15 protein-coding genes are annotated in these 15,937 nt (G+C 63.7%); 6 read left to right on the top strand and 9 right to left on the bottom strand.

Translation table 11 applies throughout. The features are described from left to right. Positions 1-2: 2 nt before the first annotated feature. Positions 3-1,016 (top strand): UDP-N-acetylmuramate dehydrogenase, encoded by a 1,014-nt coding sequence (murB, locus tag KIG99_RS10215; RefSeq protein WP_226460073.1) that lies wholly within the window; start codon positions 3-5, stop codon positions 1,014-1,016. Here the strand turns inward: murB and KIG99_RS10210 are convergent. Further along, on the bottom strand, positions 967-1,701 hold the full coding sequence (locus tag KIG99_RS10210) for an N-acetylmuramoyl-L-alanine amidase family protein (protein WP_226460072.1): 735 nt from the start codon (positions 1,699-1,701) through the stop codon (positions 967-969). The genes murB and KIG99_RS10210 overlap by 50 nt on opposite strands. Positions 1,702-1,807: 106 nt before the next feature. On the opposite strand from KIG99_RS10210, the gene KIG99_RS10205 reads away from it, so the two are divergent. Next, positions 1,808-2,377: a hypothetical protein gene (locus KIG99_RS10205; RefSeq protein WP_226460071.1), complete on the top strand. Its 570-nt coding sequence runs from the start codon at positions 1,808-1,810 to the stop codon at positions 2,375-2,377. A 14-nt stretch (positions 2,378-2,391) separates the two neighbouring features. On the opposite strand, the gene KIG99_RS10200 is transcribed toward KIG99_RS10205, so the two are convergent. Then, on the bottom strand, positions 2,392-2,718 hold the full coding sequence (locus KIG99_RS10200; RefSeq protein ID WP_226460070.1) for a DUF1840 domain-containing protein: 327 nt from the start codon (positions 2,716-2,718) through the stop codon (positions 2,392-2,394). Positions 2,719-2,794: 76 nt separating this feature from the next. On the opposite strand from KIG99_RS10200, the gene KIG99_RS10195 reads away from it, so the two are divergent. From KIG99_RS10195 to KIG99_RS10180, 4 genes are read left to right on the top strand one after another with little or no spacing between them, the layout of a single operon-like run. Next, positions 2,795-3,445, top strand: coding sequence for a methyltransferase domain-containing protein (locus KIG99_RS10195; protein WP_226460069.1), 651 nt, complete (start codon positions 2,795-2,797; stop codon positions 3,443-3,445). Positions 3,446-3,448: 3 nt separating this feature from the next. Next, positions 3,449-4,342, top strand: a complete 894-nt coding sequence (locus KIG99_RS10190; protein ID WP_226460068.1) for an ROK family protein — start codon at positions 3,449-3,451, stop codon at positions 4,340-4,342. A gap of 18 nt (positions 4,343-4,360) precedes the next feature. Continuing rightward, positions 4,361-5,029 (top strand): MOSC domain-containing protein, encoded by a 669-nt coding sequence (locus tag KIG99_RS10185; RefSeq protein WP_226460067.1) that lies wholly within the window; start codon positions 4,361-4,363, stop codon positions 5,027-5,029. 13 nt (positions 5,030-5,042) lie between these two features. After that, positions 5,043-6,263 carry an MFS transporter gene (locus KIG99_RS10180; protein WP_226460066.1) on the top strand — a complete coding sequence of 407 codons (1,221 nt, stop codon included), beginning with the start codon at positions 5,043-5,045 and terminating at the stop codon, positions 6,261-6,263. On the opposite strand, the gene KIG99_RS10175 is transcribed toward KIG99_RS10180, so the two are convergent. The 7 genes from KIG99_RS10175 to rsmB all read right to left on the bottom strand — a co-directional run bounded on the left by KIG99_RS10175 (position 6,207) and on the right by rsmB (position 15,919). Beyond that, complete coding sequence (locus KIG99_RS10175; protein WP_226460065.1) at positions 6,207-7,208, bottom strand: hypothetical protein; 1,002 nt, start codon at positions 7,206-7,208, stop codon at positions 6,207-6,209. The two genes, KIG99_RS10180 and KIG99_RS10175, sit on opposite strands and share 57 nt — an antisense overlap. A 51-nt stretch (positions 7,209-7,259) precedes the next feature. Next, complete coding sequence (locus KIG99_RS10170) at positions 7,260-9,242, bottom strand: primosomal protein N' (protein WP_226460064.1); 1,983 nt, start codon at positions 9,240-9,242, stop codon at positions 7,260-7,262. Positions 9,243-9,542: 300 nt separating this feature from the next. Further along, the gene (gene hemE / locus KIG99_RS10165) at positions 9,543-10,610 is read right to left on the bottom strand and encodes a uroporphyrinogen decarboxylase (protein ID WP_226441804.1); all 1,068 of its coding nucleotides are present in this window, start codon (positions 10,608-10,610) and stop codon (positions 9,543-9,545) included. 84 nt (positions 10,611-10,694) lie between these two features. Further along, positions 10,695-11,960 carry a sigma-54-dependent transcriptional regulator gene (locus KIG99_RS10160; RefSeq protein WP_226460063.1) on the bottom strand — a complete coding sequence of 422 codons (1,266 nt, stop codon included), beginning with the start codon at positions 11,958-11,960 and terminating at the stop codon, positions 10,695-10,697. Next, entirely contained in the window at positions 11,960-14,092 is a 2,133-nt protein-coding gene (locus tag KIG99_RS10155) for a sensor histidine kinase (RefSeq protein WP_226460062.1), read from the bottom strand. The genes KIG99_RS10160 and KIG99_RS10155 overlap by 1 nt, the downstream gene beginning before the upstream one ends. Beyond that, the gene (locus tag KIG99_RS10150) at positions 14,089-14,667 is read right to left on the bottom strand and encodes a DUF4390 domain-containing protein (protein ID WP_226460061.1); all 579 of its coding nucleotides are present in this window, start codon (positions 14,665-14,667) and stop codon (positions 14,089-14,091) included. Before KIG99_RS10150 ends, KIG99_RS10155 begins: the two co-directional genes overlap by 4 nt. Continuing rightward, positions 14,660-15,919 (bottom strand): 16S rRNA (cytosine(967)-C(5))-methyltransferase RsmB, encoded by a 1,260-nt coding sequence (gene rsmB, locus KIG99_RS10145; protein ID WP_226460060.1) that lies wholly within the window; start codon positions 15,917-15,919, stop codon positions 14,660-14,662. Before rsmB ends, KIG99_RS10150 begins: the two co-directional genes overlap by 8 nt. Positions 15,920-15,937: the final 18 nt, after the last annotated feature.

Genomic DNA, 15,937 nt, shown 5'->3' with positions numbered 1-15,937 from the left:
GCATGAAGCTCGCCTCCGCCGTCGACCTGACGCCCTTCAACACCCTCGCCTTGCCCGGCAAGGCGGCGCGCTACCTGAAAATCAGCGATCCGGCGCAGTTGACCGATCCGGCACTGAAAGACGAGCAGCGCTTCATCCTTGGCGGCGGCAGCAACCTCGTGCTGACCGGCGATTTTGCCGGCCTGCTGCTGCACATGGCGATCCCCGGCAAGCGCTTGCTGCAGGAAGACGACGAGGCCTGGTACATCGAAGCCGGCGCCGGCGAGAACTGGCATGATTTCGTACAGTGGACGCTGGCGCAGGGCTGGCCCGGCCTGGAAAACCTCAGCCTGATTCCCGGCACGGTCGGCGCGGCGCCGATCCAGAATATCGGCGCTTACGGGTTGGAGGTCGGCGAATGTTTCCACTCACTGAGCGCCTGGGATTTTGAAAAACAGGCATTTACAACGGTCGACCGCCAGGCCTGCCGTTTCGCCTACCGCGACAGCCTGTTCAAGCAGCAAGGCTGGCATTTGAGCGGCCGGATGGCGATCGTTTCAGTGGTTTTCCGCCTGGCCAAAGCCTGGCAACCCAATATCCGCTACACCGATGTGGCGCAGGAACTGGCGGCGCGCGAGATCGCCGCGCCGACGCCGCAGGAAATCGCCAACGCGATCATTGCGGTACGCCAGCGCAAGCTGCCCGACCCGGCGCAGATCCCGAATACCGGCAGCTTCTTCCACAACCCGGTGGTCAGCGCCGCAGAAGCCGAGCGCCTGGCCGCTGATTTTCCGAATCTGCCGCGCTATCCGCAACCCGATGGCCGGGTCAAACTGGCCGCCGGCTGGCTGATCGAGCAAGCTGGCTGGAAGGGAAAAAATCTCGGGCCGGTCGGCATGTACGAAAAACAGGCACTGGTCCTGGTCAACCGGGGCGGCGCCAACGGCGACGACGTCAAACGCACCATGGCGGCCGTGCAGGCCGAGGTCAGGGCACGCTTTGCGGTGGCTCTGACGCCGGAGCCGATGTTTCTTTGACGGAAAGGCAGGCCGCGATGCCGGTCGCCACGACATCGGCCATCAAGGCCTGACGCTCGGGATCGAGCAACTCCAACTCTTCATCGCGGTGCTTGATCACCCCGGCCTCGAAAAGCACGGCCGGCAAGCTCGTGCGGTACAAAACCACAAGATTGTCGTAATACCAGACGCCGTTTTCAGCATCGGCCGGCTTGTGTTTGCGGCCATGCCAGGGCGTCGGTACGAAACCGGCACGGCGAAGCTGGCTGCCGATCGCCGAAGCGCAGCGCAGGCTGGTTTCAAGGTCGGGATTCTGCGGTGACACGAAAATGCCGTAGCCGCGTTTGACGTCGGTATGGGTGCGCTCGACGCCCTCCCAGACCCAGGGCTTGAGCCAGGCTTCGCTGATCGAATCGTGGTGGATGGAGATGAAGAAGTCGCTGCCTTTGGCCTGCTCCGGGCGGGCGCTCAGGCTGCCGATATCGCCGGCGAAGTTGATTTCCCGCACCGCCAGTGTCTTTTCGCGCAGGGCCTTGACCAGAACCCGCGCCAGCACGCCGTTGAATTCGAATTCGGCGCGGCCGCGCGCGCTGAGCGCTCCGGTGTCGTTGTTGCCGTGGCCGACATCGACCGCAACCAGAGGCGCCGCGGCGGCAGCGGTCGACAGGCCAAAAAAGCAAAAAACCGGGAGAAGACAGGATTTCATCGGCGAATTATCGCGGCAAAACCGGCAATACCAATAGCTGCGGGCTGGAATTCGCGGCGGCGCTTGCGCTATAGTCTGGCGAACCACCAGAGGACAGACGACAAGAATGAGCAACAAGACACACCACCAACGTGGCTCAAGCGCCCACAGCCCCGACCTGAACTGGAGCCAGGTCCGTGAAACCGTGCTGATGCTGGAACTGGCCGCCGTCCAGATCGAAGCGGCAATGAAGGACAGCAATGCTTCGGTCGAAGTGCTGACCGATTCCTTCACGACCATGGCCGGCTATATGCGGACCATCTCCGATACCGTCGAAACCCTGCCCGACGATGGTTCGGTCGGCGAAGCCAAGAAGAATCTCGGCGGCATCTCGGAACACGTCTCGAGCATGGTGCACCAGGCGATCATCGCCTTCCAGTTTTACGACAAGCTGGTGCAGCGCCTCGCCCACGTCGGCATCAGCCTCGGCGACTTGAGCGATCTGGTCGGCGACACCGGGCGCCTGTTCAATCCGGGTGAATGGGTCGCGCTGCAGTCAAAGATCAAGTGCAAGTACACGACCCGCGAAGAAATCGCGATGTTCGAAGCGGTCATGCAGGGCATGCCGGTGCAGGAAGCGATCGATCATTTCATGGCGGAAATGAAGGACAAGAACGACGACATCGAGCTCTTCTGAGCACGGATCGGGCGTCAGAAGGCTTCTGACGCTTCCCAGATGATGTTGGCGTCCGGACCGGAACGACCGGTGCGGTCGAGCATTTCAATCAACGGCCAGGCACGCGTACCGAGTGCGACCACCGGCGGCTTGGTCTTGTCGCGTTCTTCTTCATCTTCCTCGGGCGGCTTGCCGGCACGTGCCACCGCCTGGCGCAAAGCCTCGGCGGCAAGCGGCATTTCCTCCCGCGTGAAAGTGCCACGCGCCGTCGTTTCCTTGCCGATGGCTTCCAGCAAGATCTTCGCCGTTTCGGCAAACATCAGGACTTCGCCCGTTTCACTCGATACAAATCTAACCAGCATATTTGCTTCCTTTGACCATCCGGGTTGTCAGAGCACCCGGCCATCGTGCACAATGAACTCAAGGGAGAGATAAAGCATGAGTACACATAGTACCGTCAATCCGATGGAGCCAGGCACCGACGAGCTCGAACGCTTCGCGCTGGAAGAGTGCGTCAAACGCCATCGCTTCGACAACCGGGTATCGGTACTGATCATGCCAGCCGGTCATTGCCAACTGGCCACCGAGTTCGCCCGCCTCGGCGCCCAGGTCACCGTCGCCGACGACGAGTCGCGACGCCAGGACATCAATGGCCGCATTCTCGCCGCCGGCATGGGCAACGAAATCAGCTTCGCCCCCTGCGCCCTGCCGCAGCCACCCGAAAACTCATCCGGCGAGCCTTTCGACATCATCATCGTGCGGCGCAGCCTGTGCGGCCTGCCTTATGCCGAAGCGCGCCAGCTCGTCCGCGAATTGCTGCACAAGCTGCGCATCGGCGGCAAGCTCTACGTCTCCATCCTCGGCCTGCACTCCGAACTGAGCGAGGGCTACGCCTGCTACGACGAAGATGTCGAAGCGCGCTTCTGCGAGCTGGCACCGCCGATGGTCAAGAAATACGGCATCAAGGGCCCGGTCTGCCTGTATTCCGAACGCAATCTCTTCATGCTGCTCCTCGAAGCCGGCGGCAGCGTGCTGCGCACATTGACCACCACCTACGGCAACGTCAAGGGCATAGCCGTCCGGGTCTGAGCCTTGCGTCTCGGCATCGACCTCGGCGGCAGCAAGATCGAGATCATCGCGCTCGCCGACGATGGCAACGAACGGCTGCGCCGGCGCATCGCCACCCCGCAGGGCGATTACCGGGCGACGCTGGCGGCCATCGGTCGACTGGTCGAAAATACCGAAAATGAACTCGGCCAACGCGGCAGCGTCGGCCTCGCCATCCCCGGCGCCGAATCGCTGGCGACCGGCCTGATCAAGAATGCCAACTCCACCTGCCTGATCGGCCAGCCGCTGCGCCAGGATCTGCAAACCCTGCTCCAGCGTGAAATCCGTCTGGCCAACGACGCCAACTGCTTTGCCTTGTCCGAAGCCATCGACGGCAGCGGCCGGGGCGCAAATATCGTCTTTGGCGTCATTCTCGGCACCGGCGTCGGCGGCGGCATCGTCGTCCATGGCCGGGTACTGACCGGCGCCAACGCGATAGCCGGCGAATGGGGGCATAACCCCTTGCCGCCTGCGGACGGCGATAACGGCCCGGCGCCGGATTGTTATTGCGGCCACCGCGGCTGCGTCGAAGCCTGGCTGTCCGGTCCGGCCATGGCGCGCGACCATCTGATCAACAGCGGCGAGGCCTTGAATGCGATCGAGATCGAAGCCCGCGCCAACGCCGGCGATGCCGCCTGCAGCGCCACCCTGGCGCGCTACGAAGCCCGCCTTGGCCGTGCCCTGGCCGGCATCATCAACATCCTCGACCCGGACGTGATCGTGCTCGGCGGCGGCCTGTCGAAAATGCAGCGCCTCTACCGCAACTTGCCGGCGGCCTGCGGTCCACATGTTTTTTCCGACGTTTTTTACAACAAGATCCTGCCCCCGACACATGGGGATTCCTCGGGGGTACGCGGCGCCGCCTGGTTGTGGAATTAGTGGCAAAATCCGGCGACCATGGCGCACATCTCTCTCTTCGTCGGCGACATCCGGCCGCTTCCTGAATCCGGCCGGCCAAGCGGCATCTACAAACAGCCGGCGAGCAGCCCGCTCGAACTCGGCCCGGAAGGCTTCACCAGCGACCATCAGGCCGACCGGCGCGTACACGGCGGGCCGGAAAAAGCCGTCCATCTCTACCCGAGCCGGCATTACGCACGACTGGCCGCCCGCTTTCCGGAAGCCGCGGCGCAACTTGTTCCCGGCAGTCTCGGCGAAAACATCGCCACCGCCGACCTCGACGAAAGCGATGTCTGCATCGGCGACATCTACCGCCTGGGCAACGCCCGCCTGCAGGTCTGCCAGCCGCGCAATCCGTGCTGGAAGATCGACGAGCGTTTTGCCAGCGACGGCATGGCGCTGTTCATCGCCGAACAACGCCTGACCGGCTGGTACTGGCGCGTCCTGACGCCCGGCCGGGTTGAACCCGGCGCCGAGCTGATTCTGGAACAAGCCGCCAGCAACAGCCTGACGCTGGCCGCCGCCCTGCTGCTCTGCCAGACGCATCGCCCGCCGCTCGCCGAACTGGCCGCTCTCGCCGCCGCGCCCGGCATGGCGCAGGGTTGGCGGCAAAAAATCGAAACCCGCCTCGCCTGGCTGCACCAGAATCAGGCGAGCAGTTCCACGTGAAACCTGGAAAGCCATGAATCAGAGCAACCAACGCCGGCTGTGGATCAGCCTCTTCCTGCCCTTTGCCGCAGGTTATTTCCTGTCCTACCTGTTCCGCACCGCCAATGCCGTGATCGGCCCGGTGCTGGCGCGCGAGCTGGCGCTTGGCGACAACGCCCTCGGCCTGCTGACCAGCACCTATTTCCTTGCCTTTGGCGCGGCGCAGTTGCCGCTCGGCATGCTGCTCGACCGCTTCGGGCCGCGCCGCGTCGAGGCTGGCCTGCTTCTGCTCGCCGCCGCCGGCGCCGCCGTCTTTGCGCTATCCGACACGCTGGGCGGCCTGGCCAGCGGGCGGGCGCTGATCGGACTTGGCGTCTCGGCCTGCCTGATGGCCTCGTTCAAGGCCTTCAGCCAATGGTTTCCGCCTGAGCGCCAGGCCTCGCTGACCGGCTGGATCATGGCCTCGGGCGGCCTCGGTGCGCTCGCCGCGTCGAAACCGCTCGAACTGGCGCTCGGCTTCGCCAGCTGGCGCGAGATCGCCCTCGGCCTGGCCGCAACTACCCTGCTCGTCGCCGCGCTGCTCTGGTTCCTGGTTCCCGACAAGGCCGGCGAGGAAAAGCAGGCCGGCGGCTTTGCCGCGCAAATGGCTGGCGTACGCAGCATATTCGCCAGCCGGCATTTCTGGCGCTATGCGCCGATGGGTTTCTTCTTCACCGGCGGTTTCATGGCCGTACAGGGCCTGTGGGCCTCGCGCTGGATGACGGTGCTCGAAGGGCTGGCGGGTACCGGCATCGCCTATCGCCTGACCCTGATCAGCGCCGCCATGCTCGCCGGCTTCCTGTTCATGGGATTCTTCGCGACGCGACTGGTCCGGCGCGGCATTTCCCTGGACAAGCTCTACCTCGGCGCGATGCTGGTCGCCCTCGCCTGCTTCGGCCTGATCAGCGCCCAGCCGACGCTAGCCGGCAACCTGCTGTGGCCGGTGCTCGGCGCCTGCTTCTCGCTGTCCAACATATCCTATTCGCTGGTCGCACAGGCGTTTCCACCGGCTCTGTCGGGACGCGCCAACACGGCACTCAATCTGCTCGTCTTTGCCGGTGCCTTCGGCTTGCAATGGGGCATCGGCATCCTCGTCGACAACCTGCAGGCCGCCGGCTGGACTGGCGACGCAGCCTTCCGCGCCGCCTTTTTCAGCCTGCTAGGCGGCCAGTTGCTGGCTCTGCTCTGGCTGTTCCTGGGCGGTCGACGCAGCTGAAACGGCCAAATCGACCTGCTGCAGGTTGCCCACCTCGCCCGCTTCGGAGAGATAGACACCGGCCGCCCGGATCTGGCCGAGCAGTTCGTTGTCCCTGGTTTTGAGCGAAAACGGCGCGTCGACCGCGCCGGTGTAAAGCGCGCCGACGCCGCCTTCGCCCAACGTCTGGTAGTCCTTGCCCGACCACAGGCCAAGCTGGCTCCACGCCGGGTCCGCCTCGTCTATCCAGCCGTTGTGGTCGCTGTCGAGCTTGGCGAGGTCGTTAAAGCCGTAGCCGCTGGCCACACCGAACAACTCGCTGCCGTTGTCGGCCTTGCCGTTGCCGTTACGGTCGAAGACCAGGAAGCAACTGGCGGCCCCCAGACCGGGAATCTGCTCCGCGACACCATCGGCATTCAGGTCAAAGCTCAGGCGCTCATCGGTCAACTCGCAGGAATTGCCGGAAAAGCTGAGCACCAGCGGGTCGCGCAACGCGATGCTGCCGGATTCGCTGCTCGTCTTCGTGCTCTGGTAATCGCGTGAAAGAGCGAGCGAGAAGTCGAAGTCGATCGCCCGGCCATCGCAGGTTTTCACCTTGCCGCTACCGCAGACATCGGTCCGCTCCGACTCGGAAACGGTTTCACACACCGTGCGCTGCCAGGTGATTTCCGCAGCGCGACCGGCGGGCGCCGAGCTTGCCGTACTTGCCGCCTCGGCCGGCAAATCCTTGCCGGCGGCAAGATCGTCGCTGCATTTCTTGCCATCGATCGCGGCAAGAATGGCGTCGACCAGCGACTGCAACAGTTTCTGCACGCGCTGGCGCACCGCTGCCTCGCCTTCGTCCGGGACCGCCGCGAGGCTCTTGAACAAGGCGCGAAAGTCCGTGTTCATGGTCGTTTCGCTGGTTTGGCTGCGACTGGCCTCGTGATTGGCCGAGAGTTGAACGTTCGATTCCTGGATACGCATGACACCCTCCTTGAGTGGTTTGGGTGCATCTATCCGCAAGGGTCGTGCCGGTCAGAATTCGTAGGGGTCGACTTCGATATGCCAGCGCAATTTCGCAGGCGCCTTGATGCCTTCGACGGCTTCGCGCCAATACGGCAGGAAAGCCTGCATGGCCGGCCGGGAATGCGATTCGACGAGCAGTTGACCGCGTTCGAGATTGGCCAGGCGCGCCATTTTCATCGGGATCGGATCGAACACCAGGATATTGCCGTGCTCGGCGACCACCGGCAGGCTGGCCGCCGTGGTCAGAAAGGCGATGGCATCGGCCATCAGCGGCGCTTCGGCGCGCAGCATGGCCTGGAAGGCATAAGGCGGGAAACCGGCCTGCTCGCGCTCCTTGAGCAGGGTCGCGGCAAAACCGGGGTAATCGTGTTTGACCAGCGCCGCGTACAGCGAATGATCCGGATACTGCGTCTGGATCAGCACTTCGCCCTTCAGCTCGGCGCGGCCGGCGCGGCCGGCGACCTGCATCAACTGCGCGAACAGGCGCTCCGGGGCGCGCCAGTCGGCGGCAAAGAGCGCCGAATCGGCGCCGAGCACGCCGACCAGGGTCAGCTTGGGGAAATCGTGGCCCTTGGCCAGCATCTGCGTGCCGACCAGAATGTCGGCCTCACCGCCGTGGATGCGTTCGAGGATCGCTTCCCATTGCTTGCGGCTTTTCACCGAATCGCGGTCGACGCGCAGGATGCGCGCTTCCGGGAAGGTTTCGCGCAGCCAGCCTTCGAGGCGCTGCGTGCCGCGCCCGAAAGGATGAATGTCCTGGTTGCCGCAGGTCGGGCAGGCCTTCGGGATGCGATGCTCGCAGCCGCAATGATGGCAGCGCAAGCGGCGGTCGGCGAGATGCAGCACCATGTTGGCGGCACAGCGCGTGCAGCGCGACACCCAGCCGCAGGCCGGACAGGCCAGCACGGGCGCGTAGCCACGCCGGTTGAGGAAAACCAGGCTCTGCTCGCCGCGCGCCAGGCGCTCGCGGATACCGGCCACCAGCGCGGCGCTGACGCCTTCCTGCAAGACCATTTTTCGCGTATCCAGCACGTGGACCGTGGGCAGCGAGGCTTCAGGATTGGCCCGCTCCTTGAGCGTCAGCAAGTTATAGCGCGTGCCCTGCGCATTGGCCCAGGACTCCAGCGACGGCGTCGCCGAACCAAGCAAAATGGGAATGCCAAGCTGACGGGCGCGAAAGACGCCGACATCGCGCGCCGAATAGCGCATGCCGTCCTGCTGCTTGAACGAGGAATCGTGCTCCTCGTCGATGATGATCAGGCCGAGGCGCGGCAGCGGCGTGAAAATCGCCAGGCGCGTGCCGAGCACGATGCTCGCCTCGCCGGCAAAGGCAGCCCGCCAGTTCCGCTCGCGCGCCGCCTCGGCGAGTTCGCTGTGCAGAGAAACAACGCCGGTCTCGGGAAAACGCGCCCGCACCCGGCCTTCGAGCTGCGGCGTCAGGTTGATTTCCGGGACCAGCAGCAGCACCTGCTGGCCGGCGGCCAGCGTGCGCTCGATCAGGCGCAGATAAACCTCGGTCTTGCCGCTGCCGGTCACGCCATGCAGCAGATGCGCGGCAAAGCCGGTGGCCGGATCGATCGCCTCGACGGCAACCGCTTGCTCAACGGTCAACTCCGGTCGGGGCACGCTTTCCGTGACTTTCGCCGGACGCGCGTTGCGCCGGGTCGGTGGATCGAGCCGCTTGAGACCGGCCGGCAAGGCCTGCAACAACACCTCGCCATAGGCCGCCTGGTAATAGCTGCTGGCAAACTCGCACAAGCGCAGGAAATCGGCCGGCAGGGGCGGCACGTCGCGCAGGATCTCACCGGCCACCTTCAATTGTTCGAGCGGCCAGTCGCTGCCCGCCGCGACCTCGACGATGATGCCGATTTTCTCGCCGCGCCCGAAGGGCACGCGCACGCGCAAGCCGACGTCAGCGGTCGACGCCTCGGCCGCGACATAATCGAACAGCCGGTGCAGGGGCAAATCGAGGGCGACGCGTAAGACGGGCATGGATCAGCGGCGACGAGCCGAAATTTCTCCGGTTTTCCTGGGGAAAACCTTGCCAGAGACAAGGTTTTTATCTTACCCACAAAAGCTGTGGATAACTTTGTGGATTTCTTCGGGAAGTTTGCGCTAAGTAGCGGTCAGGAAAGGAATTTGTCACTTCGCCGAAATAATAGGCAAAACACAAATCCCTTTTAATTCATTAACTTGGACAATAACCGTCCTGTCAAGCGATTTCCCGGAATTCTTTGCTCCGGTGATCAAGGCACTGTGCATAAGTAGCGCCTTGACCCCTACTTATGGCTATTACTTACGTAATAACCGGCTGTGCGCATGCACGGTTTCAACCAGCGCGGTGACACTTTCCGGCGGCGTGTATTGCGAAATGCCGTGACCCAGGTTGAAGACGTGACCGGTGTTGCCGGCGCCGAAGCTGTCGAGCACCTTCTTCGCTTCGGCAGCGACGACTTCCGGCCCAGCGAACAGCACGTTCGGATCGAGATTGCCCTGCAGCGTGACCTTGTCGCCCACGCGGCGACGCGCTTCGCCGATATCGATCGTCCAGTCCAGGCCGACCGCATCGCAGCCGATCGCGGCAATCTTTTCCAGCCACAGGCCGCCGTTCTTGGTGAACACGATGCTCGGAATGCGCTGGCCGTCCTTTTCCTTCTTCAGGCCGGCAACGATGCGCTGCATGTATTGCAGCGAGAACTCCTGGTAGGCCGCGTTCGACAGCGAGCCGCCCCAGGTATCGAAAATCATCACGGCCTGGGCGCCGGAATCGATCTGGGCATTCAAGTAGGAAATCACCGATTCGGTCGTTACCGACAGGATCTTGTGCAGCAGGTCCGGCCGGCTGTACATCATGCCCTTGATATGGCGGAAATCGCTCGAACCCTGGCCTTCAACCATGTAGCACGCGAGCGTGTACGGGCTGCCGGAGAAGCCGATCAGCGGTACCGAGTTGTCCAGTGCGCGGCGGATTTCGGCCACCGCATCCATGACGTAGCCGAGATGTTCGTAGGGATCGGTAGCGGTCAGGTTGTTGATCGCCCACTCCTCGCGCAGCGGACGCTCGAAACGCGGGCCCTCGCCTTCAGCGAAGTAGAGACCGAGCCCCATCGCATCCGGCACGGTCAGGATGTCGGAAAACAGGATGGCCGCGTCGAGGTCGTAGCGGGCCAGCGGCTGCAATGTGACTTCGCAGGCCAGGGTCGGCGACTTGCACAGGTTCAGGAAATTGCCGGCCCGCTTGCGGGTTTCGCAGTACTCCGGCAGGTAGCGACCGGCCTGGCGCATCAGCCAGAGCGGGGTGTATTCGGTCGGCTCCTTGAGCAGGGCACGCAGGAAGGTATCGTTTTTGGGTCGGCTCACGTCGCACTCCGCCATGAATTCGGAAAGGCGGCATTATCCGCCTTTCCGGGCATCAGGTCACGGCTGCCGCGCAGCCGCCGTCAGCTATTCCTCGTTGCGCTTGCCGAGTTTGACGTCGAGTTGCTTCAGCTTGCGATACAGGTGCGTGCGTTCCAGGCCGGAACGCTCGGCGAGCTTGGTCATGTTGCCGCCCTCGAGACGCAGATGATGCTCGAAATACAGCTTCTCGAAGGCATCGCGCGCTTCGCGCAACGGTTGCTCGAGCAAGGGCTGCAGCGAAACCAGTTCCTGGCTGTTCCCTTCCTTCTCGGGCGTCACGCGGATCACATCCTCGGCCGAAATGTCTTCTTCGAGCGCGGTCAGGGCCAGGTTGCGGACCAGCACATAGAGATCGGTCCAGCTGGCGTCGGGCAGGCTCTTCCAGGGCAGCGTACGCAAGGCATTGAGGGCACCGGTCGAGAAACGGCGGGGCGGGACTTCGCCGCGCTCGACGAAATTGCTCAGCAGCAGGCTGGCGATTTCCGGCAATTCGTCGGCATGCCCCGCCAGCGAGGGCATGGCGACAAAGACTTCACCCAGGCGGGTGAGCAGCTTGCCATCCCAGCCCGCTTCGCCCAGCGTGGCAAGCGGCCGGGCGGTAGCGGCGACCAGCTGCAAATTGAGCTTTTCCAGACGGTCGACCGCATAGGACAGGTTCATTTGCTGCATCTTACCCAGGGCCGACAGGTCCGGCACAAAGAGCAGGCCGCCACTGACCTTTTCCAGCATTTCCTGAGTCAGGGCGCTGCTGATACCGGACAGGTCCAGCCAGGGTGCGCGTGGCGTCTGCAGCGTGCGCGCGCAGATTTCGGCCATGCCGCCGGTCGCGCCTTTGAGCAGCAGCAGCGGCGACTTGGCGGCGGCCTGTTCGAGCCGGCGCTTGAATTCCTTGATGAAAGCCGAGCGCCCGAAGGCTTCCAGGGTCAGCGGCGGGCGTTGCGGCGGCGCATCGTGCTTGAGCGCCTTCTGCACCGTGGACAGCAGCTTTTGCAGCGCAATCGGCTTTTCGAGAAAATCGAAGGCGCCGAAACGCGTCGCCTCAACCGCCGTATCAATGGTGCCGTGACCCGACATCATCACCACCGGCATGTTGAGCTGGCCGCCGGCATGCCACTCCTTCAACAACGAGATGCCGTCGGTGTCGGGCATCCAGATGTCGAGCAGGACCAGATCGGGGCGCAGTTCGCCGCGCACCCGGCGGGCGGCTGCGGCATTTTCGGCGAGGCGGACATCGTAGCCCTCGTCGATCAGGATTTCCGACAGTAGTTCGCGGATGCCGACTTCGTCGTCAACGACCAGAATAATCGCCATTATTGGCTCTCCTCCTTCACCAGGGGCAGACGAATGTCGATTCGTGCTCCGCCTTCCGGTGCATTGCTGATTTCGATAGTGCCCAGGTGTTCTTCGACAATTTTCTTGACGATGGGCAGGCCAAGGCCGGTACCGCGGGCCTTGGTGGTGACGTAGGGTTCAAAAATCCGGGGCAGCAGTTCGGCCGGGAAGCCGGGGCCGTTATCGGCGATCTGCAGGCGGGCGCAGCGGCCGAGGCGCTCGGTAATGATCCGGATGCAGCTATCCGGACGCTCCTCGAGCGCATCTTCGGCATTGCGCAGCAGATTGTGGATGATCTGGCGTAGCTGCGTCGCATCACCAAGGACAGCCGGCAGATCGGCGGCCAGTTCGGTTTCGATGCGGGCCGACGAGCTTTCATAGAGGCCGAGCACTTCGCCGATCAATTCGTTGAGATCGAGCGGCGAAACTTCCGGTGCCGGCAGGCGGGCATAGTCGCGGAAATCGTCGACCATGCGCTTCATTGCCTGCACCTGATTGATGATGGTCTGCGTGCCGCGCGCCAGCATGTCGGCATCGCCGTTGAGCAGCTTGCCAGCCAGCTTGAACTGCAGGCGCTCCGCCGACAGCTGGATCGGCGTCAGCGGGTTCTTGATCTCGTGCGCCAGGCGCCGGGCCACTTCGCCCCAGGCCGCGCTGCGCTGGGCGGCGATCATCCGCGTCACATCGTCGAACACCACGACATCGCCGCCACCGCTCGCTTCCGGCAGGCGCGAACCGCGCAGCAGCAAGACCTGCGGCATGCCGTTCGGGCGCTCCAGTTCAAGCTGGGCTTGCCATTCGACTTCGTCGGTGGCCGAAAAATGCGTACGGATGCATTCGCCCATGATGCTCTGGCGCGGCCAGTTTTCAACGGCTTCGCCGATCAGGCCGGTGAAATCATCGTTCAAAACGGTCAAAGCGCCTTCGTTGACCGTACGCAATACGAAATGGCGGTCGAAAACCAGCACACCGGCCGACAGGTTGGCGAGGATCGATTCGAGATAGCCGCGCGCAGACTCCAGTTCCCCCCGATGGCGCTCGGTTTCGTGCCGTGCTTCGTTGAGCTGGCGGGTCATCCGGTTAAAGGACTGGGTCAGCACGCCGAGTTCGTCGCCGCTGTAGATTGCCTGGCGCGGCGAAAAGTCGCCCTGCGCCACGGCCTGCGTGCCTTCGGCCAGGATGTGCAGCGGCGCCACCAGGCGGCGGGCCATGACGTAGGCCAGTGCGAAGGCGCCGAACAGCGCAACCAGCACGGTCAACGTCAAAGTCAGGGCATAAATGCGGGTCAGGCCCTCGCGTGCCAACTGCAGTTCCTGGTAATCGCGATAAACAGCCTGCACCGCATCGGCGTCGTGCGCCAGACCTTCCGGCACCGGCTGGATCAGTTGCAGGATGCGCGGTTCCTCGAAAACGTCACGCGCCGTCACGGCCACCAGCACGCGCAAAAAGAGCTTGCCGCCCTCACCTTCGACCGAACTGACTGCCCGCGTGCTGCGCGCCTGCTTGAGCTGGGCCTGGGTCGGCAGTTCCGGCAGCAAGGCCCCCAGTTCGCCGGTCGCGCTGGAAAGCAGCTGGCCACCAAGCGAGAACAGCGCCGCCGACTGCACGCCCTTTTCGTCACGCAGGCGCAACAGGGCCGAGCGGCGGGAAAACTCCTGGATGTCGGACAGTTCGGAGGCCATGCTGCGCCCCTTTTCACCAAGGTCGGCAAGCAGCGAATCGAGGGCCGAGCGACCGAGATGCAGGCCGGACTCGAGCGCCTTCTCGACGCGCACGTCGAACCAGCTCTCGATCGAACGCGTCACGAACTGCACGGAAACGCCGTAGACCAGCGCCCCCGGCAGCACGGCAATGACGCCGAACATCAGCATCAGGCGCAGCTTGAGGCGGGCGCCGAAAACCTGCGCCTGGTAGTCGCGCCACAAGGAACGCAGCTGTGAGCCGACGAGGGCGAGCATGCCGAGCGCCAGCATGATGTTGAGGGCGATCAGCAAGGGGTAATTGCGCGAAAAAATGACCGTATCCGCCGCCGTCGACATCAGCAGCAGGAACCAGACAATGGCACCGACGGCTGCAGCAAGCGCGCCGCTGGCGGCGACGAAACGCTTCACTTGACCTCCGCCGGCAACACGGCAGGCAGGCTGAGCTGCCAGGTCTTCCAGTCGGAAGACAGGCTCCATTCCTTGTTGCCGAGCGCGCTGATCTGGAAGGGACGCGGCAACTGCGTGATGTCCAGACGCAGGCGCAAGGCGGCTTGATACGGCTCACCCGCCTTGATGCTCTTGTCGTTCCGGTCGATCACCACCCAGTTGCGCAGGCGCGCCAACATGCGCAAGGCGTCGGACAAGGAGGAAAACGACTGGTGCAGCGCGCCGGTGGACAAGCGGTATTGCCGGGTCAGCGCGTGATAGGACAGGCGGTAGGTCTGGCTTCGGCTGAGCAGTTTTTCGTCTAACCAGTACCAGCGCGGCCGGGAAAGCTCGAAGTCGGCGACAAAATAGAGCACGACGCCCTTGGTCACCGCTTCTTCCAGGCGCTGGTTCAGTTCGAAAGTGAAATCGGCCGACAGCACGTAGCCATCATCGCCGGCCACGATCTGCGGCGCTGCAATGTCGATCTCTGCGGTCCACGCCAGTACCGGCAGGAAAACCAGCAGCAACAGCCAGCGCCGGAGTCGCTCAGTCACGTTTTTCGAGGAGGCAATAGAAGAAACCATCATGTTCAGCGGTAGGCAAAAGCTGTTCCTCATGGCAGCGGCGAGCCAGCGGCTGGCGCGCCAGGAACAGCCCGATCTGTTCGGTATTTTCAGCCGGAAAAACCGAACAGGTCACGTAAAGCAGTTTACCCCCCGGCCGGACAACCTGCCACAAGGCATCGAGAATACGCGCCTGGCTGGCCGCAAAGCTGGCGATATCGGTCTCCCGGCGCAGCCACTTGGCATCCGGATTACGGCGCACAACACCGCTTGCCGTACAGGGCACGTCAGCAAGCACGGCATCGAAGGGACGGCCGTCCCACCACAAATTCAGTTTGGCGCAATCGGCCGCCTTGACCCCGGCCTGCAGCCCGAGGCGAGCCAGATTTTCCTCGATGCGGCGACAACGCGACGGCTTGAGATCGAGCGCCAGCAGATCGAGCTCGGCGCGTTCGAGCAAATGCGCCGTCTTGCCACCGGGTGCGGCACAGGCATCCAGCACACGACTGCCAGGCTGCGGGTCGAGCAGGCTGGCGGTGCGCTGGGCGCCCGGATCCTGAACGGAAACCAGGCCGTCGAAAAAACCGGGCAGACGATCAACACCCACCGGCTTGTCGAGCATCAGACCAGCCTCGTCGATTGGCGTCGAGGCGATATCGACGCCACTCAGACGCTGTTGATACTCGTCACGGCCGATGCGGCGCAGATTGACACGCAGCGCCATCGGCGGCGGCGCGTTGCCGACTGCGACGATGGCCGGCCAATCGTTCGGATAGGCCGTTTGCAATTGCGCCAGCCACCAGTCGGGATGCTGGCTGGAGGCCAGTTCGTCGGCCGCCAGATCGGTATTCAGCGCCGCTTGCTGCCGCAGGAAATTGCGCAGCACGGCATTAACCAGCGAACGGAAACGGCCTTCGGCCATGACGCCGGCCGCCACCACGGCCTGATCGACCACGGTATGCGCCGCGTCCGGACGGGTTTCCAGACGGTAGATCGCGACCAGCAACAAGGCGCGAATTTCTTCGGCAGCCAGCGGCTTGCTGAGCAGGCGGGACAAAAAGAAATCGCCCCGTCCGTACTGGCGCAGGCTGCCATAGACCAGATCCTGAACCGCCGGGCGGGCAAGCGGATCAACACGGCCAAGCAGGCCATCGGCCAGGCTTTGCCCGGCAAAGACGGCGACGTTGATGAGGGCGGCTTGTTGCAGCGCAAAAGCCAGTGAGGTGAGCGGCAGTTTCGACATAGTCTGTGATTATCGCAC

This window comes from Quatrionicoccus australiensis, from assembly GCF_020510425.1.
Classification (GTDB): Bacteria; Pseudomonadota; Gammaproteobacteria; order Burkholderiales; family Rhodocyclaceae; genus Azonexus; species Azonexus australiensis_A.
Note: the sequence above shows the minus strand (reverse complement) of the source record. Positions and strands in the feature narration are given on the sequence as shown.